Source organism: Acetobacter orientalis (assembly GCF_000963965.1).
Classification (GTDB): Bacteria; Pseudomonadota; Alphaproteobacteria; order Acetobacterales; family Acetobacteraceae; genus Acetobacter; species Acetobacter orientalis.
On the sequence record NZ_BAMX01000024.1, the window covers coordinates 144,031 to 169,267 of the forward strand.

Consider the following 25,237-nt stretch of genomic DNA (forward strand, 5'->3'; position numbering starts at 1 on the left):
AATGATGGCGGGCATGATGTTTAATTGGGAAAAAATCTGTGAGTACCATTCAGCCCGTTAGAGGCACGCACGACCTTATTGGTGAAGATCAACGGCGCTATGCCCATGTGGTATCGACCGCGCGGCACCATGCGGGCCTTTACGGGTTTGAAGAATGGGCGACCCCAATTTTTGAAGATACACGCGTTTTCTCCCGCTCTTTGGGAGATACGTCTGATGTGGTTTCGAAAGAAATGTATTCTTTCAGTGACCGCGATGGTGAAAGCCTGACCTTGCGGCCAGAGGGTACAGCGGCTATTTGCCGGGCTTTGGTCACTAATGGCCTAACACAATCTTTGCCGCAAAAGGTGTTTTATGCCGGGCCTATGTTCCGGTATGAGCGCCCGCAAAAAGGGCGCTACCGCCAGTTTCACCAAATTGGTGCAGAACTGCTCGGCGCTGCCGAACCCTTGGCTGATGTAGAAGCTATAGCGTTAGGCTACCAGATTTTAACCGCCCTTGGCGTGGCGGATGATGTAACCCTTGAGTTGAACACACTCGGGGATACAGCCAGCCGTGAAGCATGGCGGGCGGCACTTGTCTCTTACTTTTCGGGTTATAAAGATAAGCTGTCTGAGGATAGTCTGATCCGGCTTGAAAAGAACCCTTTGCGTATTTTAGATAGCAAAGACGCAAACGACCGTGCTTTGGTGGCAAATGCCCCCATGATGGAAGAGCACCTAACCCCAGATGCCAAAGCGTTCTGGCTTGATTTACGCCAGACGCTAGATGGGTTTGGAATTGCGTACCAGATTAACACCAGCATTGTGCGTGGGTTAGATTATTACAACCATACCACGTTTGAGTTTGTAACCCGTAAACTTGGCTCTCAGGGTACGGTTATGGCGGGTGGTCGGTATGACGGGTTGGTCCAGCAGATGGGCGGGCCTGAAGTGCCCTCTATAGGTTGGGCTGCGGGCGTTGAGCGTTTGTCTATGCTGCTTGAAGCAGCGCCTGCTGTTCCGCAATCTGTTGTTATTGTGCCGGTTGGTGCCCCAGATAACGCGGCCGTATTCAAAATTCTACAAAGTTTGCGCCAGCAGGGCGTGCGTGTGGAAATTGGATATAAAGGGTCTTTGCGCAAGCGCATGGAGCGGGCGGGTAAGCAGAATGCAAGCCATGTGCTGTTCTTAGGTGAAGATGAACTGGCCCGTGGGGCGTTTAGAGTAAAAACGATGGCCAGCGGACAGGAGCAGGAAGTTTCGCATGATCGCCTGCTGTCTGATGCAAAGGCTGTATTTGCTGCTAGCGGAGACACTTCTCTATGACGCTTGATGAGCGGCTAGACCGAATTGTTAGCCGATCACTTGAACTAGAAGCTTTGCTGGCAAGCGGGATAAGCGGTGAGGCCTTTACGCAGGCATCTCGGGAATATGCCGAGATTGAGCCTGTTGTTGCGCATATTAACGCCCTGCGACATGCTGAGCAGGAGGCCGCACAGGCTGAATTGCTACTTGCTGACCCTGAAATGAAAGAGTTGGCTGAGGGAGAACTTGCCGATATTCGGGAGCGTTTGCCCGAACTCTCTCAAAATGTGCGCTTGGCTATGCTCCCGCGTGATGCGGCAGATGAGCGTAGTGCTATTTTGGAAATACGCCCCGCAGCGGGGGGGGATGAGGCAGCTCTTTTTGCAGCAGAATTGTTTGACCTTTACCGCCGTTATGCAGACCTGCGCGGGTGGCGTTTTTCCATTATGGATTACAGCGATAGCGAACTTGGTGGCTTGCGTGAAGGTATTGCCGAAATAACCGGTAAGGGCGTTTTTGCGCGCTTAAAATATGAATCGGGTGTGCACCGCGTGCAGCGTGTGCCTGCCACTGAAAGCCAAGGTCGTATTCATACCTCAACCGTGACAGTAGCTGTATTGCCCGAAGCGGAAGAGGTTGATGTTACGATTGATGAAACTGATCTGCGTATAGACGTATACCGTGCATCGGGCGCGGGTGGGCAGCACGTTAATAAAACGGAAAGTGCGGTGCGTATTACCCACATGCCCTCGGGCATTGTGGTGGCCATGCAGGAAGAAAAAAGCCAGCATAAGAACCGCGCCAAAGCGATGAAAATTTTGCGTGCACGTTTGTATGAGCAAGAGCGTGCACAGGCTCATGCCAGCCGAGCCGCAGACCGTAAATCTCAGGTTGGAACGGGTGACCGCTCAGAGCGCATTCGCACCTATAATTTTCCGCAAGGGCGCGTAACAGACCACCGTGTGAACCTGACACTTTATAAGCTTGATAAAGTGATGTTGGGTGATATTGATGAGTTCGTGGACGCTCTAACGCAAGAAGAACAGGCTGCACTCTTGGCGGCAGAAGGGTTTTAAGGCCGTATTGCGTGCAGCTTGTTTTGTTGCCTGTTAGGCGTTTAACTTACAGGCATAGAGCAGACATTGGAGTGGGTGGGGTAATGCTCTGCTACGCTGGGGGCTTCGGGGTCGAGTAGAAAAAACTCTGTAAAATTGTTTGACCCCAAAGCGTACAGGCGGCGGTTGTCTGGGTTATGCAAAAGGCCGTCGTTGCTCACCTCATGCGTTTCTACCCGGCCTTCTGGGGTGCGGATCGTGATTTCGCCGCATAGGGTATAAGTGTGGTCTATACGGCCTACGGGCGTGGTTATTTTTATGGTTTTCTCTCGAGTTTTATCATCGAGCTTAAAAATGGCAGCGAGTTTTCCGTCAATATAGACGCGAGATACCTCAGAAATTTCTGTCTCGGCTTTAGCGTCTGTAACGCTAAAGGTGCCTGCAAAAGCTACGTGCGTATAGACTGTAGCCAATAATAGGGCAGAAAAGGCCGCTAGGAGTGTTGGGCGGCAGGATTTATGACACACTGCGCGGAACATGAACGCGACACCATTTTGCAAAGACAAGGTAAGGCTGTGAGTAGAGCAGAAATTCAGGCAGGGTTCCAGCCGTTTGGGGTGCTTCTTTCACAAGGGGCGCGCCAATTGTCTGAGGCCGGTATTGAAAACGCACGGCGTGAGAGCCGTCTGCTTATGGCGCATGCCTTAGAGAAAAGTCTTGAGCAGTTGCTTACGCTCTCTCCGCATGAGTTGGTGCCTGCGGAAGAATTTTTGGCTGTGCTTGCACGAAGAGTGCGGCGTGAGCCTATGGCCTTTATTACAGGCACCCAAGGGTTCTGGACACTAGATTTGGCGGTTTCTCCAGCAACGCTGATACCACGTGCCGATAGTGAGACAGTTATTTCTTGCCTGTTAGAGTATAAGTCCAACCATGAAGCCGCACTTGCTATGTTGGATTTGGGTACGGGCAGCGGCTGTTTATTGCTTGCCGCTTTGAGTGAGTACCCGAACGCGTGGGGGGTAGGGGTTGATATAAACCCGCAAGCGGCCAGTTTAGCACGCCGTAATGCTATACAGTGTGGTATGGTAGGCCGGGCAAGTCTTGTAGCCGGGCGATGGGATACGGCTTTGCAAGGTCAGCGTTTTGACGTGGTATTGAGCAACCCCCCCTATATTCCTACCGCTGACTTGGCGGGTTTAATGCCTGAAGTACAAACCTATGAGCCTGTTGCTGCCCTAGATGGAGGCGATGATGGTATGGAGGCTTATAGAGTGCTCTGTAACCGGCTGCCGCATATTTTGGCGCCACAAGGGATTGCTATTTTTGAGATTGGGATAGGCCAGCAGCATGACCTGCAACGCGTAGCAGAAGCCGCAGGTGTTGATGTGCTGGAGGTGCGTGCAGACCTAGGTGGCATTGCACGCGCTGTTGTTTTGCGCACCAGGGCTGAAGAGGGTGCATAAAAAACAAGTTGGCTTTGCCTGTATGGCTTGCTATAAGCAAGGCAGCTTATTTCTAATGCAATGTAATCTGTATTGCATGGAGCAAAGCCTTTAGGGTCTTTTGGCTTAGCAGTGTTTTTCCTGCTTCAAAAGGGCCCGTCCAGACAGACAATTCGGCTTTCAATCAGGAAACATGTCTCATTCAAAACAGAGCAGTTTCTTCATGCGGAATGCCATGAACGTGAAAGTGCTGCGATAGCTCATGAATGTAAAACGGATGCGAACCCGCAATCATCGGTCCACTGGTGGAAATGGCGGTTCTTCCCGGCATTTGAATGGTCAGATCCCGATGAACCGCAACCATGTGTTTGATAGCCATGGCCCAGATGTTCGTGTGCGGGGCACTGCTCAGCAGCTTTTTGAAAAATATCTGCAGCATGGGCGCGATGCAACAAGTGCTGGCGACCGGGTAGCGGCAGAAGCTTATTTCCAGCATGCTGAGCATTATTTCCGCATTATGAATGCTATGGCCCAAGCAGCCCAGCAAGGGCAGCAGGAGCGGGCAGAGCGGCAGCAGGCAGTGCGCCAGCAGCGCATGGCCGCCGTTGGGCACGATGAAGACGGCGAGCACGGAGCAGCGCAGCCCGATATGCAGCCTGTACGGGGTGAGGAGCCTCAGCCAGACATACAGCCCCAACCTGAACTTTCAGAGGGTTGAGACGACAATGCGGCTTTCGAGCCGCATTTTTTTTGCCTGCGCTTATTTGTAAGTACGCACGTTCTGTGCGGCTTTGAATGTTGAGAATTTATTCTTAGGATTTGCTTCAAAACTCAGAACAGAGTGTTGGCTATTCGTGCCTCAAAGAGGCAGTTTGGCGGGCGCGGTACGGCTTTGGTGGGGTAAATGGGCAATATTTGAGCAGGTATAGGTAGCCCGGACTGGTGGGGTTGTCATGCAAGGGGTGAAAACCACAGCGGCAAAATGACTGGCCGAGGCTGGCTGCTGAAAGTGTGCAATTGTGGCTGTCACTGGGCACACAAGCTCTGTTATGGCGAGCCGTTATGTGCGGAAGCGCGCCAGACAACATGCGTCACAATTGCCGCTGGAAAGGTGACCTGTCGCTGTGGAAAAGAGGCGATTGCCAAACCACAGAAAACTGAGCGCCAAATGCACTTAAATTAGAATCTATTTTAAGAAAGGAAAAAACCGAACTTTCTTAATGATTTGAACCACTAAGAAGATGGTAGCGGCGGAAGGATTTGAACCTCCGACCAAGGGATTATGATTCCCCTGCTCTACCACTGAGCTACGCCGCCATCGTTCGGTGAGGCTGATCTACCCCCGAGAAGGGGGTGCCGTCAACCCGGTATCGCTATTTTTTATAACAAAATTTGCGACTGCGTACTTTTGTTGCAAAACAAGCCCTTATTGGCCCAGATTGCCGCCCCCAAAAATGTAATTGCTCACCTGTTGCTCTAGGCTTGAAGGTTCGAGGGTGTGGGTCATGAGGGTATTAGGGGCCACATAGGTTTTTGATTGGCCCGGCTCGACCATAAGAGCATTGTCAGATGAAAGGGTGCTGCTGCCTATGGTCAGCACGCTGTCATCTGGCAGTTTAAGATCTGAATTTACAGAAAAGCGTACTATGGCCATTTGGCTGTTGGGGTCGAGTGTAATGGCGTTTACGCGACCAATGGTAACGCCAGCCATATTAACATCTGCCCCACGAGCAAGCCCATTGGCTGAGACAAAGCGGGCCGAAAGCGGGTAATTGGCTTGCCCTGGTGCAATTTGGGTAGAGTGGGCATAAAGGCCAAAGGCCAGCGTGCCAGCTAAAACTGCACCGCTAAAAACAATTGCACCCATACGGCCTTTTGCGCTCATTCTCAGTTGTGCTCCTTAAATACGTTTGGCCTGCTCTTTAACAGGTTAGGTGGGATGAATGCTTGCAGCACGCGGGCAGTTGGTGCAAGGACAAGATTGGTAAAGCCAAGTCTTGGGTTGTAGCGTAATGTCTTTTGTTCAGGCCATCATCATAGCAATTTTGCAGGGAGCCACAGAGCTTTTTCCTGTCAGTAGCCTTGGGCATGCAGTTATTTTGCCTGCCTTGCTGCATTGGTCTTACGACCTGCATGATGTGTCGTTCCTGCCATTTTTGGTTATGCTGCACTTGGGTACCTCGGTGGCGTTACTCATTTTTTTCTGGAAAGACTGGGTAGCTTTGTTTCAGGGTGCTGCTGGCGGAATGGGCAGGCGCCTTCAAATGGAAAGCCTGCATATTCTGTTTCTTCTGGTTATAGCAACGATACCCGCAGTTATTATCGGTGCTTTATTTGAGCATATGCTGCGTAGCTTTTTTGGCTCGGCGGCATCGGCTGCAATTTTTCTGTTTTTAAATGGGCTTATGCTTTTGCTGGCTGAAAAGCTGCGGGGTATGAGCGGCCGCTATGGCGTAAGAACCGTTGCCGATATGACAATGGTTGATGCGCTGATTATTGGCTGTTGCCAGTGTATTGCGTTTTTTCCCGGTTTTTCGCGTTCTGGAGCGACTATTTGTGGTGGGTTGTTGCGCGGTTTGCAGCATGACACCGCAGCGCGTTTTTCGTTTTTAATGGCAGAACCCGTTATTTTGGCCGCTACCGTGCGGGAAGCCTTTAAAATGCGAGGTATGCCACTAGAGGCCGGGCAAATAAAAATAGCTGTTGTTGCCGCCATTGTGTCGGGCGTTGTTGCGCTGGGTAGTACAGCATTTTTGATGCGTTATTTCAGAAATCATGACAGGTGGGCGCTATCGCCTTTTGCCTATTACTGTATGGCGCTTGGCGCTGTGGCAACCGCTGTTTTTCACTTTGCAGCATAAAGCGAGAGAGTAGGGGGGGGTACCCCTTTTAGCTGCTCAATCTGCGCTATTTTTTTGAGTGTATAACTTACTGCATTGAGCCGCCTAAAGTAGGTGGCTTGGTTTGCTTATAATGGAGGTTCCAGAAGCTCTCATGGGGTTTTCATCCTGCCCGAAAGAGGGGCGGTCTCGTCGTAAATCACTTGAGAGAATCGAGGCAGAGAATAACGCCCAGCGTCTTTCTCGCTCACTTGGGCCGTTACAGTTAACCATGCTTGGTGTTGGCTCAACTATTGGGGCCGGTATTTACGTTATGACAGGTACGGCGGCGGCTAATTACGCCGGGCCGTCTATTTTGCTTTCTTTTATTATAGCGGGTCTGGCCTGTCTGTTTACGGCTCTTTCGTACGGAGAGCTGGCCTCTGCTATGCCGGTATCTGGCTCGGCTTACACCTATGCTTATGTTTCAATGGGTGAAGGGTGGGCTTGGGCGGTTGGGTGGCTGCTTTTGCTTGAGTACGGCATTTCTTGCGCCGGGGTTGCGGCTGGTTTTTCCGGCTACGCGGTTAGTTTTTTGCAAGACTGCGGTGTTCCTGTTCCCCACGCTGTAAGCACGACAACGTTTCAGGTCATGTTTCAAGGGGCTGCACGGCATGTGCATACTGGCTGGCAAATAGATGCTGTTGGTGCTTTCTCCATTCTTGTTGTGACCATTTTGCTGATTTTTGGTGTGAAGGAATCCCTTCGTATCAATACGGCTATTGTTTTTCTTAAAGTGGGTGTGCTGGTTATTTTTGTGGTGCTTGGGGTGTGGGTTATCCACCCTGCATACTGGACACCTTTTATTCCGCATTATGAAGGGGGTTTTCGTTACGGTTTGCCGGGCATATTCCGGGCGGCCTCTATTATATTTTTTGCTTATGTCGGTTTCGAAGCTGTTTCGACCGCGTCTTCTGAGGCAAAAAACCCACGGCGAGATATACCGCTCGGCATTGTGGTTTCTCTTGTTATTTGCACCGTTGTGTACATGATTGTGGCGGCGGTTTTGATAGGGGTCGTGCCTTGGCAAACCCTAGACGTAGCAGACCCATTGGCTGTTGCGGTTAACGCCATGCACCAGCCTTGGTTGGCAGTATGCGTTAAAATTGGTGCAATTATAGGGCTATGCTCAGTTTTGTTTGGCTTGCTGTATGCCCAAAGCCGTATCTTTTTTGCTATGGCCGAAGACGGCTTGATGATGCCAATTTTCAGCAAATTGCACCCACAGTATAAAACGCCTTGGGTGGGCACTATTGTGTTGGGTATTACGGTTGCGTTGGCCACAGCCACCTTGCCTATTGATATTATAGGCGACCTTGTAAGTCTTGGTACTGCCACGGCTTTTGGTATTGTGTGCTTTACCGTTATTTGGGTGCGTAATGCTTCGCCCAATAGCCCGCGTGCGTTTTCTGTGCCTGGCGGCGCTTTTTACATAAAGGGCGTATGGCTTGGGTATGTGCCGCTTTTGGGTATTTTCTTTTGCTTTATTATGGCAGCCCCTCTTTTTATAGATATGGCGCTGGCGTGTTTAGCGGGAGACCCCGTGCCTGCGGTGCTGCTTATAACTTACGGTGTGTGTGGGTGGGCCTGTTACCGGTTTTATGGCAAGCAGCACTCTCGCTTAGCGCGGGAGCATGCTGCACAGCAGGGTGGTACTGAATAAGCGCGTAGTGAGTAGCTTAGTCGTTCATGGGGTAAGAGGCTAATAGGCGCTTTTGCCTGCGCCAGAGTCTAACGCCATACCATAGGCCGCAGGGCTTCCAGCCAGCAGCGCGTTTTTTAGCGCCAATGCGGAAGGTTTCACCATAATGGAAAAACTGGGTTGCGTAGGCTTCTTTAAGCGTGGTGCGTTTATCCCAGATATGGATGGCTTCTGAGCCTACGCCGTTAATTTCAATAATTTCGAATTTTTCGCCGCGGCGTAGGGCTTCAGCACTTTCGAATTTGACATCAATGCGGCCAAAGTGAAAATCGGGAATGTCTTTCATAATGGCATCAATCTGGGCGGTTAGGGCCGGTGTGATGTCATTTGCCCCATTGCGAAAGACTGCGCCCTTACAGTGGTTGCCTGTAAAAACCAGATCCAACGTCTCACCTTGCGGCAGCACCTCATTGAGCCTGTGCTCAAGTCTTGGGGTGTAGAGTGGGAGGAGAAGTTGTGTGCGTGGGTCTTGCTTTAACAGCTCCAGCACGGTGTTGTGCCCATTGCCTGTAAGGGTGGGAATGTCTTTGTAGGTGAGCGATGAAATGCTGCCGCATGCTTGGTCGGGGTGGCGAATGTAGAAAATGCCCGCTTCATGCTGGTAAGGAATAAGGCGCTGTAAAACCAGTGGTGTAGTGCGCGGAAACGCCGCCAAGGCTGCGTAAAGTTCATTCTCGGTTCTGGCGAGCTTAACGCCAGTGCCGTTGCACCCCACATCAGGCTTAACCACGATAGGAAGGCTTAAGCCTTTATGGCTCATCGCTTCTAAGGCGCGGCTATTGTCATTTTGCCCTGTTGTTAGGGTCGTGTAGGGGGCAATCCAGCGTGTGGCGGTAGGGCCTGCCATGTCCAGAATGCTGCTTTTGCTCTCACCGCACAGGCCACCCGTTACAATGCGGGGGTTGGCTGCGGTTGGTAGGCTAAAGTCGCGGTAGCGCAAGCCAAGCACAACCCAATAGATGACAATAGGGGTATAAAAAATCCAACCGGGCCAGAATTCAAAACTGGAAAGAGGGGCTGTTTTTTCAGATGGGGTAAGGGGGCTTGTAGGCAGCTTGCTCATTTTCCCTGTTGTTTCTGCATGCGGGCAGCAAGGCGGCCCATGATAAGAATAACCAGCACAAAGCCAAGAATGCCAGCCCAACGCCAAGCGCCCAAATGTGTGAGCAAAAAATTGCCAACACGCAGCGAAAGCGCAAAGAGTGCTGTTGTCCAGATGAGTGTTGCCGCAAGCGTTGCCAATGTGAAAGTGCGCAAGCCAGCATTGAAGAACCCGCAGGCAGTATAAAGCGGTAGGCGCGTGCCCGGCACAAAACGGCTAATAAACACGACTTTAAACAGTTTTTGGGTAAGCCATTTGCGCTGAATGTCGCGCTCGGGTGTTTCTACCCAGCGGCGTGCAGGTGGCCAGCGTGCTGCAAGGTAGCCTAGGCCGTATAGCCCAACATCACCCAACACAATACCGCAGTAGAGCGCGATAAGGGCTGTTGCTGGTTGGAGTGTCTGTAACTGCACTTGTATGGCGGTAAGGACTGTTGCCGCATCTTCAAGAATAAACGTAGCAAGAATAATAATGAGCACCTGCACAAGCGGTGATGCCGTACTAGAGGCGAGAGAATGTGCAAGAGAATGCAGCATGCGGTGCGTAAACAGTCCGTCATGAAAAACAAGGTTTGACCGTGTTGGGCCAAAGTGCGGTGGTGCACAGCAATACGCCCATGTATGCGTAGGCACAACCTGCGGGTGCGTTTGTAAAAATAAATAGCCTTTTTTAAGGAAAGCACGCTTATATCAAGAATAAAGAGAACCTGAATAATAGAGCGAAACTGGTTTATAATGTTAAAAAGAAGAGCACTTGTTTGTGGGGCTGCGGCCAGTTTGGCTGTGCCGACACTCGCGGCCCGTAGTGCTACGGTTAAGCACGCCAAGAAAAAAATGGCCGAGGGTGGCTACGCAGCCTTCTTGGCTGGTGTAAGGCGTGAGGCTCTGCAAAAGGGGCTTTCAGCCTCTATTGTTGATGCTGCCTTGGCGCTGAGTGTGCAGCCGAACGAAAAAGTGCTGAAAGCAGACCGCCACCAGCCAGAATTTACCCTGACATGGGCGCAGTATAAAGACCGGGTTATTACCACTAAAAAAATTACAGACGGGCAAGCCGCAGTTGCGCAGCGCACTAACTTGCTTGCGCAAATTAGTGCGCAGTTCGGGGTCGATAAAGGGGCTATTGCCGGTATCTGGGGGCTTGAATCAGCCTATGGCACCAAAATGGGCACGTATCATGTGGTCGATTCTTTAGCGACACTGGCCTATGACGGCAGGCGTTCAGCTTTTTTTAGAGCGGAATTGTTCAAGGCGCTGCATATTTTAAACCAAGGGGACATAGCGCCCGCAGCTATGTTGGGTAGTTATGCTGGTGCTATGGGGCAGCCCCAGTTTATGCCAAGCGCGTATGAGCGCTACGCAACCAGCTTTCCCGAAGGGGGGCGGCGGAATATCTGGACAAATGAGGCAGATGTTTTTGCCTCTATCGCGAACTATCTCGCTAAATGTGGCTGGCATGCTGGTGAGCCATGGGGTGAGCCTGTGCGCCTGCCAGATACCGTAACGCAAGCACAGATTGGGCGCAGCGTTGTTAAGCCTGTCTCTTATTGGGCCAGCATGGGTGTTAGGCCAGTTTTGGGCGGGCAGTTTGCCAATGCTGGCCTTGATGCCGCGGTTATACGGCCCGATGGCGCAGGCGGAGAAGCCTATTTGGTCTATCATAATTTCAACGTGATTCGTCGTTACAATCCCTCAGACTTTTACGCGTTGGGCGTGGGTCTTCTTGGAAGTGCCGTAGTGTGAAAAAGGCTATTCTTGTTTGTTGTGTTGGGGTTGCTGCGTGTTCTCGCCCTGTGCCCAAAATAGAGCCTGCGGTGCATTATGTTGTGGGGGCTGCGTGGCAGGTTGACGGCTTTTGGGTCTACCCAAGAGAAGACTTTTCCTACCAAGCGACAGGTTTGGCGGTGCGGGTAGATAAGGGCAAAAAAGACCAGCCCTTAACGACAGATGGCGAGGTACGGAGCGACCTGACCATGACAGCCAGCCACCCAACCTTGCAATTGCCTGCCATTGTAACCGTTACAAACCTTGATAATGGGCGCGTGGTTAAAGTGCGCTTGAATGATCGCGGCCCAGATAAACTAGGCCGTGTGTTGGGTGTTACCCCTAAAGTTGCCAGCTTGTTAGGTATAACAGACCAACCCGCAAAAGTGCGTGTGGTAGAAGACGAGCAGGCGAGCCGCCATTTGGCCGAAATTTTACCCGGTGGCCCGGCGTTGCAAATTAATGCGGCCCCCCTTGAAGGGGTTGTGCAAACACAACTTGCCGGAGGGCAAAGTGCTGGGCGGGCCACTAAAGAGGTGCCCTCTGTAAAAGAGGGTGGCGTTGCGCAAACTGCGGGCTTACAGGCAGATGTTGCCGCGGCCATGGCCGACTTGCCTGTCTCTTGGTGGCAGGGTGCCCCTAGCTATGCGCGTTTATGGGTTGAAACAACAGATTTTACCTCTCGGTACGCTGCGGCAAGAGAAGCCGCACGAGAGGGGGGCAGTGTTGTGCCTTCTTTTGCCTCTCAAGGTAAAATGTGGGCTGTGCGGCACGGGCCTTTTGCGACTATAAGCGAGGCAGATACGGCCCTGAGGCGTTCACTCGCAGATGGTTTAACCGGATCTCATATCGTCGTTGAATAGGAAAAAACGTGCAGACTCGCCGGTTTCTTCTTGCTGGGGGCGCAGCCCTTGTTTCCAGTAATTACGCGCTGACAGCTTTTGCGCGTAAAGGGCATACTCAGGTACGGCCTGCTGCTACGGCAGCGCCACAAGCCGCACCCGTGGCAGAGGCACCGGCCCTAACCCCGGTAGGGCCGGTTGATACCGCTGCTCGCTGGGCTTGTATTCTGGATTACGATAGCGGTGCCACCCTGCTTGAAAAAGCAGCGGACGAGCGCATGCCGCCGTCTTCTCTTACCAAAATGATGACGGCTTACGTTACCTTTACCATGCTGCGTTCTGGCCGCCTGAAGCTGGATCAAACGCTGCCAGTGAGTGAAAAAGCATGGCGTATGCAAGGCTCGCGCATGTTTGTGCCCTTAGGGCAGAGCATCCCGGTACAAGACCTTATTCAGGGTATGCTTATTCAGTCCGGTAATGATGCCTGCGTTGTGTTGGCAGAAGGTATTTCTGGTTCAGAAGAACAATTTGTAGCCACCATGAACGATATGGCAGGCAAATTAGGCTTGCATAATTCGCACTTCATGAACGTGACTGGCTGGCCAGCCGAAAACCATTACATGACAGCGCGTGATGTGGCTTATCTGGCGTTACGCCTTATTCACGACTTTCCTGAATATTATCATTTCTTCTCGGAAAAAGAGTTTTTCTTTAACAAAATCCGCCAAGAAAACCGCAATACGCTGGTCGTTAAAGGTTTGGCAGACGGTTTAAAGACAGGCCATACTGATGCCGGTGGTTTTGGTTTGTGCGCGTCTTCTTTGCGTGATGGCAGGCGCGTTATTTTGGCCGTGAATGGTCTTGCAAGCAGCAACCTGCGTGCGCGTGAAAGTGAGCGCTTGTTAGGCTGGGCTTTTGCCAATTTTGAATCGGCCAAAATTCTGACCAAAGGGGATGTTGTTGAGCAAGCCCCCGTATGGATGGGGGAAAGCCAGACAGTGCCGCTTGTTGTCGGGCAAGACTTTACCATGCTGTTGCCGCACGGCTGGCGTAATGCCACGCATGTGGCGTTAGACTACCAAGGCCCACTGACAGCACCACTTAAAGCAGGCCAACCTGCCGGGCAGTTGACCGTGACCCTACCCGGAGGGCGTCAGGCTGCTATTCCGGTTGTGGTGGGGCAAGATGTTGCCGCATTGGGTATATTTGGCCGCGCCGCACGTAGGTTGCACCTGTAAGCCATGGCTAAAGGTTTGTTTATAACGCTGGAAGGCGGAGAGGGCGTTGGTAAATCAACACAACTCAGGCTGTTACAGGCTGCGTTGCTTTCCCGCGGGCTAGATGTGGTGATAACGCGTGAGCCGGGTGGCTCACCCGGTGCAGAAGACCTACGGCAGGTTTTACTGTTTGGTAAAAACCCCCTTTCATGGCGGGCGGAGATTTTAACCCATTTTGCCGCGCGTTATGACCATGTTGACCAAGTAATTAACCCGGCCCTTGATGCGGGTAAAATTGTAATTTGTGATCGTTTTACAGATTCAACATTAGCGTATCAGGGGTATGGACGGGCAGATGGGCGGCCAGATGTACTGCGTCTGATCAACACCCTGCAAAAAGAGCTTGGCCGAGACCCAGATATGACCTTTCTGCTTGAAGCGCCGCGTGATGTTGCCCGCCTAAGGCTTGCTGCGCGCGGTGCGCCAACAGATAGGTACGAACAATCTGACGAGGCATTTCATGCCCGTATGCTGCACGGCTTTGCAACATTAGCTGAGCAACACCCACACCGGATACGGCGTATTGTCGCGCATGGCGCCTCACCTGAAGAGGTGAACAGCGTGATTGTAAAAGATATTTGCGCTCACCTTCAGCTAGGCTGAAGAGGGATGTACGAAGACCCCCGTATTGCCTCTCTTGCTCTGCAAGGGCACGTGCAAGCGTTAGATGTGTTTCGTACTGGGTTGGCGACTGGGCGCTTGGCGCATGCGTGGCTCATAACCGGGCCACCGGGCATAGGTAAAGCAACCTTTGCGTTTCGGGTAGCCCGTATAATTTTGGGTGGAGAAGCCCCCCAAAGCCCGGCAGGGCGGCGTATTACGGCCGCAACCCACGCAGACCTTTTGGTGGTTGGCCGGGGTTTTGATGAAAAAAAGCAGCGCTACCGTGGTGAAATTGTGGCTGACGACGTACGGCCCATTAACGCTTTTTTGCGACGCACGGCAGCAGAAGGCGGCTGGCGGGTTGTTATTGTTGATGGCGCAGAATGGCTGAACAGAAGTGCAGCCAACGCTCTTCTTAAAATTCTGGAAGAGCCGCCGCCAGAGGCTGTGCTGCTTTTAACAAGCTCGGCACCGGGGCGGTTGTTGCCAACAATACGTAGCCGTTGCCGCCGGTTAGACTTGGCACCGCTCCCTTCTGCGTGCGTGCAGTCCATTGTTATGGGGGCTGCACCAGACCTTGACCCGGCAGAGTTGCAGCGTTGCCTTGCTGGTGCCAATGGCTCTGCCGGGCGAGCATTCGCGCTCTTGGCAGACGAAGGTGGCCGTATGGCAGGCCTTGTTGAAAAAGTTTTGGCCGGGCAATCTGTAAGCCAATCTTACGCAACGGCAGAAGCTGTTTTGCGCAAGGATGAAGGTTTTAATTTATTTTTCAGCCTGTTATCAGACGCGTTGCAGGAGCGTGCCCGTGGGGCTGCCCGGCAAGGGCTTGGAGTGTCGGTTGTTTTTGCACAAGCGTGGGAGGCAATAATGCGCCTTCAGGCAGAGACGGAACGCTTCAATCTGGATAAACAGGAAACTCTTCTCGAAGCCATGACTATTGCGAGTAAAGCATGACCGCACGTTTTTACGTTACCACCCCCATTTATTACGTGAATGGCGCGCCCCATATTGGGCATGCTTATACCTCTATCGCGGCAGACGTGGTGGCGCGTTTTCACCGTCTGTCTGGGCATGATGTTTTCTTTTTGACCGGTACAGACGAGCACGGCCAAAAGGTTGAACAAGCTGCACAAGCTGCTGATGTGGCCCCCAAAGAGTTTGTAGACGCTATTTCAGCTAATTTTCGCGATATGGCCGATGCAATGGCCATTTCTTATGATGATTTTATTCGCACAACAGAGCCTCGTCACATAAAAAGTGCACAGGCGCTGTGGCAAAAAGTGGCAGACAGTGGCGCTATTTACCTTGGTGCATACGAAGGCTGGTATGCCCTACGCGATGAGTGTTTTTACTCTGAAGACGAGCTTGTTGCTGGCCCAGATGGCACAAAACGCGCTCCAACGGGTGCCCCGGTCGAATGGGTAAAGGAGCCTTCCTACTTCTTCCGTTTGTCTGACTACCAAGACAAACTATTGGAATTGTACGAAACACACCCTGAGTTTTTGGGGCCCAACAGTGCAAACCGTGAACTTGTCAGTTTTGTAAAGCAAGGCCTACGCGACCTCTCTGTTAGCCGTACAAGCTTTAAGTGGGGCATTCCCGTACCGGGCGACGACGCACATGTTATGTATGTGTGGTTTGATGCGCTGGCAAACTACTTAAGCGCGTTAGACTACCCGGATACAGATGCGCCTCGTGCGGCTTTTTGGCCAGCAAACCTGCATTTGGTCGGTAAGGATATTGCACGTTTCCATGCCGTTTATTGGCCCGCCTTTTTGATGGCGGCCGGGCTTGAGGTGCCTCGTAAAGTTTTTGCCAATGGCTGGTGGACAGTCGAAGGCGAGAAAATGAGCAAGTCTTTGGGCAACGTAATTGACCCGCGTGACTTGGTGCAAGAGTTTGGCCTTGATGCAGTAAGGTTCTTCTTGCTGCGTGAAGTACCCTTTGGCGGTGATAGCGACCTTTCTCGCAAGTCTCTGATTATGCGTAATAATGTGGAGCTTGCAAATGACCTTGGTAATTTGTGCCAGCGCACACTGTCTTTGGTGGCCCGCAACTGTGACGGCATTGTACCAGAGCGCAGAGAGCTAACTGAAGAAGACAGCAAGCTATTGGGGCAGGTGGCTGTGCTACCCAACTTAATGGCCTCACAAATTGAGCGCTGCGCATTGACGGACGCACTAGAAGATGTGTGGAAAGTAATCCGGGCCGGTAACGCCTATATTGACCACCAAGCCCCTTGGGCTCTGCGCAAAACAGATGTTGAGCGCATGAAAGACGTGCTGCGTGTGTTGCTAGACACATTGCGCGGCATTGCTACGGTGCTACAGCCCTTTATGCCACAAAGCATGGACCGTATGCTAACCCAACTTGGTGTTGAGGCAGCAGAGCGTAGCTTTGCCGCACTTGACGTTATTTTGCCCGCAGGCCGTACCTTGCCCGCACCTCAGGGTATTTTTCCACGGTATGTAGAGCAGGCGCCTGAGTAAGTTATGACACGTGTAACGACTAAGCTGATTGATTCGCACTGCCATCTTGATCATTTTAGTGATGAAGAAATTCCCGCTTTAATGGCAGCCGCAAAGGCTGCCGGGGTGGGTGGTATGGTAACAATTGGCACACGGCTTGCGCGGGCAGAGCAACAAAAGGCCTTAACCCGTTTTTCTGACCCAGAGCTTACTGTGTGGTGCACAGTCGGCACGCATCCAGACCATGTTGCAGAGCAGCCTTTGCCCTCTGTGCAGCATATTCTTGATATTGCGCGGGTCCCAGAAGTGGTTGGGATTGGGGAAACCGGGCTAGATTATTTCCATGGTGAGGCTGAGGTAAGGCCCCTACAGCAAGAAAGCTTTAGGCTGCATATTGCTGCGGCTAGAGAGCTTGATGTGCCGGTTATTATTCATTCCCGTCAGGCGGATGAGGATATGGCACTGGTCTTGCGTGACGAAATGGCGAAAGGCGCGTTTCCCATTTTGTTGCATTGCTTTGCCTCAAGCGAGGCCTTGGCGCAATGTGTTGTAGATTTGGGGGGCTATGTCAGTTTCTCTGGTATTTCAACATTCCCAAAATGTGGTGAGTATCGAGACGTGGCGCGCAAACTACCGCGTGAGCGCATTTTAGTTGAAACTGATGCGCCCTATCTTGCCCCTGTTCCTAAACGTGGCAAAAAAAATGAACCTGCCTTTGTGGCTTATACAGCTGCGTGCCTTGCGCAAGAGCTAGAGGAGCCGCTTGAGCAGTTTACCCAAATGACAACGGAGAATTTTTTCCGTCTGTTTAAAAAGGCAGCCTAAAGACGGCGTGGGGTGAGTATGAAGGTTACAATTCTCGGGTGTGGTGGCTCTGCTGGCGTGCCTATGGTGGGCGGCCAAGACGGCTACGGCGCTTGGGGGCGTTGTGACCCCACTGAACCTAAAAATAAGCGTAGCCGGGCTTCTATTTTTTTGGAAATGGAAAATGGTGAGAATATTTTGGTCGATACCGGGCCAGATATTCGTGCCCAGTTACTTTCAAACGGCATTACTGCGTTTAAATCGATTTTTTACACACATGCCCACGCAGACCATATTGCAGGGTTAGATGAAGTACGGGCTGTTAACCGTATTATAAAAGCGCCTATTGCAGCTTATGGGCGCGCTGTTGTGTTAGAAGAAGTCAAAACGCGTTTTGACTATATTTTTCAACCCATGACAGGCACTAATTTTTTCCGTGCTGCGGTTGAGGCTGTCTCTATTGCACCAAACCAAGATTTTGAGATGGCAGGGTATAATTTCACCGCATTTCAGCAAGGGCATGGGCGGGGTCAGTCAACGGGCCTGCGCTATGGTAGCTTTGCATATAGCACAGATGTCGTTGAGCTAGACGCACATGCTCTTGCTGCATTGGCTGGTATAGAAACATGGGTGGTTGATTGTTTCCAACATGAACCGCATTGTGCCCATGCGTGGCTTGAGCGCGTTCTGGAGTGGAAACAGCTTTTAAACCCCCGCCGTATTATTCTGACCCATATGGGGCCAGATATGGATTGGCAGACGTTGTGCAACACGCTCCCAGCAGGTGTTGAACCTGCGTGGGATGGTATGACCATTACTGTGCCAGAATAATAGCGTTAAAAATAGTTCTAAGATGCTGCTTTTCCAGGCTTTTATACTGCTTCAGTTTAACCCCCATATATCTCGGTCAACGAGTTTAGGGCCCGCAAGCCTTGGCTTAGGCCAGAGCCAATAACAGAGCCTTGAGTCTCGTTAGGAATGGTGGCGGTGTGCAGGGTTAGGCCTTGCGTTTTCCATGGTGCCAGAGCTGCTTCCAAGCGGTGTATATGGCCTGCAATATCAGGGCGTAAAATACCTTGTGGTAGTTTAGCCTGTAAATCTTCGGGAAGGGCAGATACCAAGGATTTTGTTGGGTGCTGGGCCTCTAGCGCACCTGCGCACAGGTAAAGCTTGCTTTTTGGGCTTAGCGTGCTGGCAGTGGTATCTTGCGCTAGATTAATAAGAGCGCTCTCGGCCCACCACAGGGCAGGGCTAATGGCAAGGTAATTTTGAAACGCTTCAGGCCGGTTCAGAAAAGCAAAAAGAGTAAACAGGCCGCCCAAATCGTGCCCGACCAAGGTGCTGTCTTGTAGGTTGATAGGGTAGGCAGCGTTTAGTTCAGGCTGTAGTTCATCAATAATAAAGTTAAGAAAATCGAGTGCCTTGCCTGTTGGTAGCACGGTTGGTTCGTTGAGTGCTTCTGTAAAAAAAGCGGAGTAAGCAGGCCATTCTGTTGGAGTAAGGTCGCGCGTTCTTTGCACACTGTAGGCCTGTGCACTGGTCGGCGCATAACCAATGCTTACCGTGTAAGACGGATAAACATCTCCAAAAGTGGTGAGAGTGCGCACCATATTAGGTACCATGTTCCCGAATTGTTCTGCATCGGTTGCAAATGTTACGCCAAAGCGTGTTTCTTCAGGCCATGACCCTTCAGGGCCAACAATAAAAATTTGTAATTCTGTATCAATTGTGTCGGGGCGGACGCGCCATATCTCGCAGTTTGAGAGAAAAGCACAGGGGCTTTTTTCGAGAATACGCATGAAATACCTGCTTTTTTGCGGCTAAAAGATTAGCTCTCACTATAAAAACAGAAATATTGAAATAAATTTAAAAATATACAGCGTTTAAAAATGTTTGATTGCAATAAACGAACCTTTTTAACCAAAGAGGCGCACTCAAAATTGTGGCGCCTCTTTGGTTGTATATTAGCGGCTCATAAGTACGGTTAGGTCAGCATGTTCCAGCACATACCTGGTAACGCCACCTAAAATAAGCTGACGCAAGCGTGAGTGGGAATAAGCGCCCATGGCCAGCATATCGGCATCAAAGTCTTGGCAGGCGGCTAGTAAGCCTTTGCCTACGTCTCTATCAACCGGGCTAAAGGCAACAGCATCGGCTTTGATACCGTGGAAAGAGAGGTAATCAACCACATCGCGTGCTTTGGGGCCGCGGCGTTGGTAGTCTTCGCAGTGTAGTACGCGTACCGCTTCTGCCGTTAAGGCCCAAGCAAGCGCCCCACGTAACGCAGATGAAGACTCTGCGGTACCGTTCCAGCCAATACAAACCCGTTTAATAAGCCCTTTAGGCGGGGTGCGGGGCGCCATAACAACAGGGCGGCCACTATCGAACAACACGGCATGCAGCGTTTCGGAAGAGGAGACCTCTTGTCCGGAATCTGGGTGGGGTACCAGTGTAAAGTCTGAAAGCCGTGCGTGGGCCGGTACAATTTCACTTTCTGCGCCAGAGAGAATGTTAAAGCTCATGCTTGGTTTGTCCCACGGGAAAGGCGGGCGCGGGGGTACAACTTCAATATCAGGGTGGGTGGCGGCAAAACGCTCGAAAAGCTGCCGCACTTCGTGGGCATGGCGTGAGCTTTCATGCTCGGCAGAGCGCATAAGGTCTTCTACCATAGCGCCAGACAGGCCCTCTCCGGCCATGGGGGCTATGTCTCGGCCATCTGGGCGCACATGCAGCACCGCTAGGTGTGCACCAAAGCGCCGTGCAAAATTGTAACCACGCGTTAATGCGGCCTCACCATTTGAAACGCTAGGCAAGGGAAGCAGAATTTTTCTTACGTCTTTCATAGTATTTTCTCCCTGCTTTCAGTGTGTATTGCCATAATGATTAGGGGTAGAGCCGTGTGGTAGACCACATACCAGCTTGTAAAACCCAGCGTGCGCGGTCGTGCAGCCTGTAGGGGCGCTCTTGCCAAAACTCAAAAGCTCTGGGGGTTACGCGGTAACCAGACCAATTATCGGGGCGTGGAATATCTGTGTGTGCGTAAAGAGTTTCGGCCTCTTTCACACGGGCTTCAAATAGGGCACGGTCTGCCAAAGGGCGAGACTGGTCAGAAGCAATGGCCCCTAATCTGGAAATACGGCTTCGACTCGCAAAATAAGCGTCTGCTTCTTGCGGCGTTACCGGGGTAACGGCCCCTTCAATCCGGATTTGGCGGCGCAGGCTTTTCCAATGAAAAAGTAGAGCAACGTTTGGGTTTTCGGCGAGTTCATCGCCTTTGCGGCTCTGTTGGTTGGTGTAAAAAACAAACCCGCGCCGGTCTGCCCCTTTAAGAAGAACAATACGAGCAGAGGGGTGGCCGTCTGGTGTGCTCGTGGCAAGGGTCATTGAGTTAGGGTCGGAGGGCTCGCTTTTTTCAGCTTCATGCATCCACTCCGCAAACAGCACAAACGGATCTGCGGCCAGATCAATTAGTGTTTCATTTTGTGCCATTTCGTGCATGTGAGCGGAAGAGTGGTCTGTCATGCTTTTTTCTTTCTAACGTCTGGGGAGCGAACCAAGGCTACCAGTTACTTTTACAGCATACTTCTAACAACGCAGGGAGGGGAGAGGTTGCGTTGGGCTATGGTATAATTGTCTGGCAGGGCAGGCAAAATGTGCGTAAATGGTTACCGTTGGTCAGAAAAATGGGCCTTTTAGGCGGCTATGCAGGGCAAGGTCTTGTTTCTAGCGCGCTGGTATGCGACCAACCCTCTAAAGTGCGTATACGCTTCTTGTTTGTGTACAAATATAATAGGTCGAGGTTAGCAGCATGTCTTCTCATGACACCACATTGCCCGCCCGGGGAACACTCATGCAGGGCAAAAAAGGTTTGGTAATGGGTGTTGCCAATGACCGCTCTATTGCTTGGGGTATTGCCAGTGCTGTTGCCGCACAGGGTGGTGAGTTGGCGTTTACATACCAAGGTGAGGCACTGGGTAAGCGAGTGCAGCCGTTGGCCGAAAGCGTTGGTTCCTCTTTGGTTCTGCCCTGTGACGTAACCGATGATGCCGCAATTGACGCCACGTTTGACCGGCTTGAGCAAGAATGGGGCGAGCTTGACTTTGTTGTGCACGCCATTGGCTGGGCAGATAAAAAATACCTCCGTGGCCGTTATGTTGACACCCCGCGTGATGCGTTTCTGACGGCACTCGATATTTCCTGCTACTCCTTTACGGCTGTGGCACAGCGTGCAGCTAAGCTGATGAAAAAAGGCGGCTCTCTGCTTACCCTAAGCTACCTTGGTGCAGAGCGTGTTATGCCCCACTACAACGTAATGGGTGTTGCTAAAGCGGCGCTGGAAGCATCTGTAAGGTATATGGCGGCCGACCTTGGTAAAGATGCCATTCGCGTCAATGCAATTTCCGCAGGGCCTATTAAAACACTGGCTGCCAGTGGCATTGGGGACTTCCGTTATATTCTGAAGTGGAACCAATACAACGCGCCGCTAGAGCGTAACGTTGCTTTAGAAGAGGTTGGTGGTGCAGGGCTTTATATGCTCTCTGACCTGTCTTCTGGCGTTACGGGTGAAGTGCACCATGTTGATAGTGGTTACCACATGGTTGGCATGAAAAACCCAACTGCCCCTGATATTTCCGTCGTCGGGGAATAAGGGAAGCATCGTGTCTTACAACAGCTTTGGTCATTTATTTCGCGTTACAACATGGGGTGAAAGCCACGGCCCAGCCATTGGCTGTGTGGTTGATGGCTGCCCCCCACGTTTGGCTTTGACTGAGGCTGATATTCAGCCGTTTTTGGATAAGCGGCGGCCAGGCCAATCTGCCTTTACCACGCAGCGTAAGGAACCAGATGCTGTTCGCATTCTCTCCGGTGTGTTTGAGGGGCAGACAACAGGCACGCCTATCTCTCTGCTGATTGAAAATACAGACCAGCGCTCGCGGGATTATGGCGATATTGCCCAGACTTACCGCCCTGGGCATGCTGACCTAACCTACGACCTGAAATATGGCATTAGGGACTACCGCGGCGGAGGGCGTTCCTCTGCGCGTGAAACGGCATGCCGTGTGGCGGCGGGTGCCATTGCGCGGCGCGTGCTTGGTGAGTCTGTGCGTATTCGGGGCGCACTGGTACAACTAGGCCCACATAAAATTGACCGTACCCGTTGGGATTGGGCAGAGGTGGAGCGTAACGCCTTTTTTTGCCCAGATGCGCAAAGCGTACCTGTGTGGGAAGAATATCTGGCCGCCATTCGTAAGGATGGTCTTTCAATAGGGGCTGTTATTGAACTGGTGGCAGAAAACGTACCTGCAGGGTTAGGCGCCCCTATTTATGGCAAACTCGATTCCGACCTTGCCGCAGCGTTAATGAGCATTAACGCTGTTAAAGGGGTGGAAATAGGCGATGGTTTTGCCTCAGCCGCACTAACGGGCGTTGAAAATGCTGACCCATTGCGTATGGACGGTAGCGGTCATATTGCTTTTGGCGCCAATCATGCTGGTGGTATTTTGGGGGGTATTTCTAGCGGGCAGCCTATTGTGGCGCGTTTTGCGGTTAAACCAACCAGTTCCATGTTAACGCCAGTGCCATCTGTGACACGAGATGGTCAGGAAAAAGACGTTATCACTAAAGGGCGGCATGACCCCTGTGTGGGTATCCGGGCTGTACCTGTGGGTGAAGCCATGATGGCCTGCGTTTTAGCAGACCATCTTTTGCGGCACAGAGGGCAGGTTGGTTAGTTTACCCTACTAATTCTGCATCAAGTGTAATTGTCGTGTTAAAGAGTTTAGAGACGGGGCAACCCGTCTTTGCTTTATTGGCCAGATCTTGAAACTGCTCGGCAGATGCGCCGGGAATTTCAGCTTTTAGTGTCAGCGCAACAGAGCTGATCTCAAACCCGGCATCTGTTTTGTCTAGGCTGACAACGGCTTTCGTATCAATATTTTTTGCAGTTAGCCCGGCTTCTCCTAAAATGAGAGAAAGCGCCATTGAAAAACAGGCTGCATGGGCTGCCCCCAGCAGTTCTTCTGGGTTGGTGCCGGGTTTCCCCTCAAAGCGTGTGTTGAAGCCATAAGGTTGGTCAACAAGTACCTTGCTTTGGGTAGAAACTGTGCCTTTCCCTTCTTTAATTGTGCCTGTCCAATGGGCTGAACCATATTTTTGAATGCTCATAGGGTTGTCCTCTTTATTGTGTGGTGGCTGAGGGTGCTTGTTAAACGCCTATAAACTGTAGGGGTTCACTGCCAAGAATAAAACGCATTGCAGCTACGCTCTCGGAGAGATGAGAAGTGCTGCGCCACATGCTGTGCCATAAGGTCTTCTGTATCTGCATGCAGTTGTTCTGGCTCTCTCCATCTTGCATGCAGGCATGAAGCGGGGCATTGCTTGCATAAGCCAGCCCACTTTATGTCTGAGCAAAAGGGCAGGGTTGAATATTCGGAGACCACAATGAGTTCCACCACGACCGATACCGCTTCTTCTGTTGATGTCGTCCTGATAGGCGGTGGCGTGATGAGCGCCACTTTAGGGGTTTTGCTCAGGCAGCTTCAGCCAGACTGGAGCATTAGTACCTTTGAGCGGCTTGATAATGTTGCAGAAGAAAGTTCGGATGCGTGGAACAATGCTGGCACAGGCCATTCTGCCCTTTGTGAGTTAAACTATACGCCACAGCAGGCCGATGGCAGCGTGGACATTAGCAAGGCTGTGGCGGTTAACGAGGCATTTCAGATTTCACGCCAGTTCTGGAGCTACCTTGTAGAGGCCGGGCTAATTGCGAACCCACGCGACTTTATTACGCCTGTGCCCCACATGAGCTTTGTTTGGGGTGAGGCAAATACAGAGTTTTTGCGCAAACGCTACGAGGCTTTGAGTGCGCACCCTCTTTTTGAAGGGATGGAATACTCTGAAGACCCAGCCCAGATGGCACAATGGATGCCACTGGTTATGCAAAACCGTACAGCAGGGCAAAAACTGGCGGTAACCCGTAGCCTTAATGGAACAGATGTGAACTACGGCGCGTTAACGCGCCTGTTGTTTGGCTACCTTGCCAGCACGCCCGCCAGCACCCTGCATACAAAGCATGACGTGTTAGATGTGACCAAAGGCAAAGACGGTCTTTGGCATGTGCTGGTGCAAGATTTGCGCTTGAATACGCAGCGTATGGTTAAGGCACGTTTTGTTTTTATTGGGAGCGGTGGCGGCGCGCTTTCACTGCTACAAAAAAGTGGTATTCCAGAATCACGCGGGGTAGGTGGTTTTCCTGTCAGTGGGCAGTTTTTACGGTGCAAAAACCCCGATATTATCGCCCAGCATCATGCTAAGGTTTACGGTAAGGCGTCTGTCGGTGCGCCGCCAATGTCTGTGCCGCACCTTGATACGCGCGTTATTAACGGGCAACGGGCGTTACTGTTTGGGCCATATGCAGGTTTTTCAACCCGGTTTTTAAAGCACGGGTCGTTAATGGATCTGCCTAAATCTGTGAATGGTGGCAACCTTGGGGCTATGTTGGCCGTAGCCAGAGATAACTGGCCCCTCACCAAATACCTTATCCAGCAGGTTATGCAGTCCAACGATGAGCGTATGAACGCTCTACGTGAATTTGTGCCAGATGCTAAACCAGAAGATTGGGAACTGGTAACGGCAGGCCAGCGCGTGCAAATTATTAAGAAAGACCCGAAAAAAGGCGGTGTTCTACAGTTCGGGACAGAGGTTGTAGCCAGTCAGGACGGGAGCATTGCGGCTTTGCTTGGCGCATCACCCGGTGCATCTACTGCGGCCCCTATTATGCTGACCGTGCTCAAAAAATGCTTTGCAGACAAGCTGCTTGAATGGGACGCTAAATTAAAAGCTATTGTGCCATCCTATGGTCAGACATTGGCAAATAATGCAGCCTTAAGCAAAGAGTTAAGGGAAAAGACAACTCAAGCTCTTAAACTTAAAGATTAAAACTCCCCACAGCCCGGTATAGTATGTAAATGCCTATACCGGACTGTGGGGATATTGTGGTTTATGAGGTCAATATTTC

The 25,237-nt window shown here is 51.6% G+C and carries 25 protein-coding genes and 1 tRNA gene; 17 read left to right on the forward strand and 9 right to left on the reverse strand.

The features are described 5' to 3' along the window. Window positions 1-38 precede the first annotated feature (38 nt). Both hisS and prfA read left to right on the forward strand, forming a co-directional pair. Window positions 39-1,307: a histidine--tRNA ligase gene (gene hisS / locus Abor_RS09915; RefSeq protein ID WP_048841712.1), complete on the forward strand. Its 1,269-nt coding sequence runs from the start codon at window positions 39-41 to the stop codon at window positions 1,305-1,307. Beyond that, window positions 1,304-2,362 carry a peptide chain release factor 1 gene (prfA, locus tag Abor_RS09920; RefSeq protein ID WP_048841713.1) on the forward strand — a complete coding sequence of 353 codons (1,059 nt, stop codon included), beginning with the start codon at window positions 1,304-1,306 and terminating at the stop codon, window positions 2,360-2,362. The genes hisS and prfA overlap by 4 nt, the downstream gene beginning before the upstream one ends. Before the next feature lie 41 nt (window positions 2,363-2,403). Here the strand turns inward: prfA and Abor_RS09925 are convergent, their stop codons facing one another. Beyond that, on the reverse strand, window positions 2,404-2,880 hold the full coding sequence (locus Abor_RS09925) for a hypothetical protein (protein WP_232015089.1): 477 nt from the start codon (window positions 2,878-2,880) through the stop codon (window positions 2,404-2,406). A gap of 36 nt (window positions 2,881-2,916) precedes the next feature. Between Abor_RS09925 and prmC the strand changes: the two genes are divergently transcribed. Together prmC and Abor_RS09935 are read left to right on the forward strand one after the other, a co-directional pair. Further along, window positions 2,917-3,804 (forward strand): peptide chain release factor N(5)-glutamine methyltransferase, encoded by an 888-nt coding sequence (gene prmC / locus Abor_RS09930; RefSeq protein ID WP_048841830.1) that lies wholly within the window; start codon window positions 2,917-2,919, stop codon window positions 3,802-3,804. Between the two features lie 241 nt (window positions 3,805-4,045). Next, window positions 4,046-4,501, forward strand: coding sequence for a DUF4167 domain-containing protein (locus tag Abor_RS09935; RefSeq protein ID WP_048841714.1), 456 nt, complete (start codon window positions 4,046-4,048; stop codon window positions 4,499-4,501). Between the two features lie 524 nt (window positions 4,502-5,025). Here Abor_RS09935 and Abor_RS09940 read toward each other — a convergent pair. Together Abor_RS09940 and Abor_RS09945 are read right to left on the reverse strand one after the other, a co-directional pair. Beyond that, window positions 5,026-5,100, reverse strand: a tRNA-Met gene (locus Abor_RS09940). A gap of 109 nt (window positions 5,101-5,209) precedes the next feature. After that, entirely contained in the window at window positions 5,210-5,668 is a 459-nt protein-coding gene (locus tag Abor_RS09945; RefSeq protein WP_048841715.1) for an MlaD family protein, read from the reverse strand. Window positions 5,669-5,795: 127 nt separating this feature from the next. Between Abor_RS09945 and Abor_RS09950 the strand changes: the two genes are divergently transcribed. Together Abor_RS09950 and Abor_RS09955 are read left to right on the forward strand one after the other, a co-directional pair. After that, window positions 5,796-6,644 carry an undecaprenyl-diphosphate phosphatase gene (locus Abor_RS09950; protein ID WP_048841716.1) on the forward strand — a complete coding sequence of 283 codons (849 nt, stop codon included), beginning with the start codon at window positions 5,796-5,798 and terminating at the stop codon, window positions 6,642-6,644. Between the two features lie 133 nt (window positions 6,645-6,777). After that, entirely contained in the window at window positions 6,778-8,325 is a 1,548-nt protein-coding gene (locus Abor_RS09955; protein WP_048841717.1) for an amino acid permease, read from the forward strand. Window positions 8,326-8,341: 16 nt separating this feature from the next. Here Abor_RS09955 and Abor_RS09960 read toward each other — a convergent pair whose 3' ends face one another. Both Abor_RS09960 and Abor_RS09965 read right to left on the reverse strand, forming a co-directional pair. Continuing rightward, window positions 8,342-9,427 carry an ATP-grasp domain-containing protein gene (locus Abor_RS09960; RefSeq protein ID WP_048841718.1) on the reverse strand — a complete coding sequence of 362 codons (1,086 nt, stop codon included), beginning with the start codon at window positions 9,425-9,427 and terminating at the stop codon, window positions 8,342-8,344. Then, window positions 9,424-10,002 (reverse strand): DedA family protein, encoded by a 579-nt coding sequence (locus Abor_RS09965; RefSeq protein WP_048841831.1) that lies wholly within the window; start codon window positions 10,000-10,002, stop codon window positions 9,424-9,426. Before Abor_RS09965 ends, Abor_RS09960 begins: the two co-directional genes overlap by 4 nt. Window positions 10,003-10,200: 198 nt before the next feature. On the opposite strand from Abor_RS09965, the gene Abor_RS09970 reads away from it, so the two are divergent. From Abor_RS09970 to Abor_RS10005, 8 genes are read left to right on the forward strand one after another with little or no spacing between them, the layout of a single operon-like run. Beyond that, window positions 10,201-11,205 (forward strand): lytic murein transglycosylase, encoded by a 1,005-nt coding sequence (locus tag Abor_RS09970; RefSeq protein WP_048841719.1) that lies wholly within the window; start codon window positions 10,201-10,203, stop codon window positions 11,203-11,205. Further along, window positions 11,202-12,089, forward strand: a complete 888-nt coding sequence (locus tag Abor_RS09975) for a septal ring lytic transglycosylase RlpA family protein (RefSeq protein WP_048841720.1) — start codon at window positions 11,202-11,204, stop codon at window positions 12,087-12,089. The genes Abor_RS09970 and Abor_RS09975 overlap by 4 nt, the downstream gene beginning before the upstream one ends. 8 nt (window positions 12,090-12,097) lie before the next feature. After that, entirely contained in the window at window positions 12,098-13,306 is a 1,209-nt protein-coding gene (locus Abor_RS09980) for a D-alanyl-D-alanine carboxypeptidase family protein (protein WP_048841721.1), read from the forward strand. Window positions 13,307-13,309: 3 nt separating this feature from the next. After that, the gene (gene tmk, locus Abor_RS09985; protein ID WP_048841722.1) at window positions 13,310-13,948 is read left to right on the forward strand and encodes a dTMP kinase; all 639 of its coding nucleotides are present in this window, start codon (window positions 13,310-13,312) and stop codon (window positions 13,946-13,948) included. A 6-nt stretch (window positions 13,949-13,954) separates the two neighbouring features. Beyond that, on the forward strand, window positions 13,955-14,902 hold the full coding sequence (locus Abor_RS09990; protein WP_048841723.1) for a DNA polymerase III subunit delta': 948 nt from the start codon (window positions 13,955-13,957) through the stop codon (window positions 14,900-14,902). Next, on the forward strand, window positions 14,899-16,437 hold the full coding sequence (gene metG / locus Abor_RS09995; RefSeq protein WP_048841724.1) for a methionine--tRNA ligase: 1,539 nt from the start codon (window positions 14,899-14,901) through the stop codon (window positions 16,435-16,437). Before Abor_RS09990 ends, metG begins: the two co-directional genes overlap by 4 nt. 3 nt (window positions 16,438-16,440) lie before the next feature. After that, complete coding sequence (locus tag Abor_RS10000; protein WP_048841725.1) at window positions 16,441-17,241, forward strand: TatD family hydrolase; 801 nt, start codon at window positions 16,441-16,443, stop codon at window positions 17,239-17,241. A gap of 18 nt (window positions 17,242-17,259) precedes the next feature. Continuing rightward, window positions 17,260-18,051: an MBL fold metallo-hydrolase gene (locus Abor_RS10005; RefSeq protein ID WP_048841726.1), complete on the forward strand. Its 792-nt coding sequence runs from the start codon at window positions 17,260-17,262 to the stop codon at window positions 18,049-18,051. A gap of 56 nt (window positions 18,052-18,107) precedes the next feature. Here Abor_RS10005 and Abor_RS10010 read toward each other — a convergent pair whose 3' ends face one another. The 3 genes from Abor_RS10010 to pdxH form a co-directional block, all read right to left on the reverse strand. Then, window positions 18,108-19,019 (reverse strand): alpha/beta hydrolase, encoded by a 912-nt coding sequence (locus Abor_RS10010; RefSeq protein WP_048841727.1) that lies wholly within the window; start codon window positions 19,017-19,019, stop codon window positions 18,108-18,110. Between the two features lie 165 nt (window positions 19,020-19,184). Further along, complete coding sequence (locus Abor_RS10015) at window positions 19,185-20,063, reverse strand: universal stress protein (protein ID WP_048841728.1); 879 nt, start codon at window positions 20,061-20,063, stop codon at window positions 19,185-19,187. 40 nt (window positions 20,064-20,103) lie between these two features. Further along, complete coding sequence (gene pdxH, locus Abor_RS10020; protein ID WP_048841729.1) at window positions 20,104-20,742, reverse strand: pyridoxamine 5'-phosphate oxidase; 639 nt, start codon at window positions 20,740-20,742, stop codon at window positions 20,104-20,106. Window positions 20,743-21,028: 286 nt separating this feature from the next. Here pdxH and fabI point away from each other — a divergent pair, with 286 nt between their 5' ends. Both fabI and aroC read left to right on the forward strand, forming a co-directional pair. Continuing rightward, complete coding sequence (gene fabI, locus Abor_RS10025) at window positions 21,029-21,868, forward strand: enoyl-ACP reductase FabI (RefSeq protein WP_048841730.1); 840 nt, start codon at window positions 21,029-21,031, stop codon at window positions 21,866-21,868. Between the two features lie 10 nt (window positions 21,869-21,878). After that, window positions 21,879-22,952 (forward strand): chorismate synthase, encoded by a 1,074-nt coding sequence (gene aroC, locus Abor_RS10030; RefSeq protein WP_048841731.1) that lies wholly within the window; start codon window positions 21,879-21,881, stop codon window positions 22,950-22,952. 1 nt (window position 22,953) lies between these two features. Here aroC and Abor_RS10035 read toward each other — a convergent pair whose 3' ends face one another. After that, complete coding sequence (locus Abor_RS10035; RefSeq protein ID WP_048841732.1) at window positions 22,954-23,385, reverse strand: OsmC family protein; 432 nt, start codon at window positions 23,383-23,385, stop codon at window positions 22,954-22,956. Between the two features lie 276 nt (window positions 23,386-23,661). Here Abor_RS10035 and Abor_RS10040 point away from each other — a divergent pair, with 276 nt between their 5' ends. Further along, the gene (locus tag Abor_RS10040; RefSeq protein ID WP_048841734.1) at window positions 23,662-25,158 is read left to right on the forward strand and encodes a malate:quinone oxidoreductase; all 1,497 of its coding nucleotides are present in this window, start codon (window positions 23,662-23,664) and stop codon (window positions 25,156-25,158) included. Window positions 25,159-25,237: the final 79 nt, after the last annotated feature.

What these genes read in the sequence shown, in the direction of transcription:
- Abor_RS10015 (WP_048841728.1), bottom strand. Translation starts at nt 20,063, where the DNA reads ATGAAAGACGTAAGAAAAATTCTGCTTCCCTTGCCTAGCGTTTCAAAT.
- Abor_RS10000 (WP_048841725.1), top strand. Translation starts at nt 16,441, where the DNA reads ATGACACGTGTAACGACTAAGCTGATTGATTCGCACTGCCATCTTGAT.
- pdxH (WP_048841729.1), bottom strand. Translation starts at nt 20,742, where the DNA reads ATGACAGACCACTCTTCCGCTCACATGCACGAAATGGCACAAAATGAA.
- metG (WP_048841724.1), top strand. Translation starts at nt 14,899, where the DNA reads ATGACCGCACGTTTTTACGTTACCACCCCCATTTATTACGTGAATGGC.
- Abor_RS10040 (WP_048841734.1), top strand. Translation starts at nt 23,662, where the DNA reads ATGAGTTCCACCACGACCGATACCGCTTCTTCTGTTGATGTCGTCCTG.
- Abor_RS09925 (WP_232015089.1), bottom strand. Translation starts at nt 2,880, where the DNA reads ATGTTCCGCGCAGTGTGTCATAAATCCTGCCGCCCAACACTCCTAGCG.
- Abor_RS09990 (WP_048841723.1), top strand. Translation starts at nt 13,955, where the DNA reads ATGTACGAAGACCCCCGTATTGCCTCTCTTGCTCTGCAAGGGCACGTG.
- Abor_RS09945 (WP_048841715.1), bottom strand. Translation starts at nt 5,668, where the DNA reads ATGAGCGCAAAAGGCCGTATGGGTGCAATTGTTTTTAGCGGTGCAGTT.
- Abor_RS10005 (WP_048841726.1), top strand. Translation starts at nt 17,260, where the DNA reads ATGAAGGTTACAATTCTCGGGTGTGGTGGCTCTGCTGGCGTGCCTATG.
- tmk (WP_048841722.1), top strand. Translation starts at nt 13,310, where the DNA reads ATGGCTAAAGGTTTGTTTATAACGCTGGAAGGCGGAGAGGGCGTTGGT.
- fabI (WP_048841730.1), top strand. Translation starts at nt 21,029, where the DNA reads ATGTCTTCTCATGACACCACATTGCCCGCCCGGGGAACACTCATGCAG.
- Abor_RS10035 (WP_048841732.1), bottom strand. Translation starts at nt 23,385, where the DNA reads ATGAGCATTCAAAAATATGGTTCAGCCCATTGGACAGGCACAATTAAA.
- Abor_RS09935 (WP_048841714.1), top strand. Translation starts at nt 4,046, where the DNA reads ATGAATGTAAAACGGATGCGAACCCGCAATCATCGGTCCACTGGTGGA.
- Abor_RS09960 (WP_048841718.1), bottom strand. Translation starts at nt 9,427, where the DNA reads ATGAGCAAGCTGCCTACAAGCCCCCTTACCCCATCTGAAAAAACAGCC.
- Abor_RS09955 (WP_048841717.1), top strand. Translation starts at nt 6,778, where the DNA reads ATGGGGTTTTCATCCTGCCCGAAAGAGGGGCGGTCTCGTCGTAAATCA.
- Abor_RS10010 (WP_048841727.1), bottom strand. Translation starts at nt 19,019, where the DNA reads ATGCGTATTCTCGAAAAAAGCCCCTGTGCTTTTCTCTCAAACTGCGAG.
- Abor_RS09950 (WP_048841716.1), top strand. Translation starts at nt 5,796, where the DNA reads ATGTCTTTTGTTCAGGCCATCATCATAGCAATTTTGCAGGGAGCCACA.
- prfA (WP_048841713.1), top strand. Translation starts at nt 1,304, where the DNA reads ATGACGCTTGATGAGCGGCTAGACCGAATTGTTAGCCGATCACTTGAA.
- Abor_RS09965 (WP_048841831.1), bottom strand. Translation starts at nt 10,002, where the DNA reads ATGCTGCATTCTCTTGCACATTCTCTCGCCTCTAGTACGGCATCACCG.
- Abor_RS09970 (WP_048841719.1), top strand. Translation starts at nt 10,201, where the DNA reads ATGTTAAAAAGAAGAGCACTTGTTTGTGGGGCTGCGGCCAGTTTGGCT.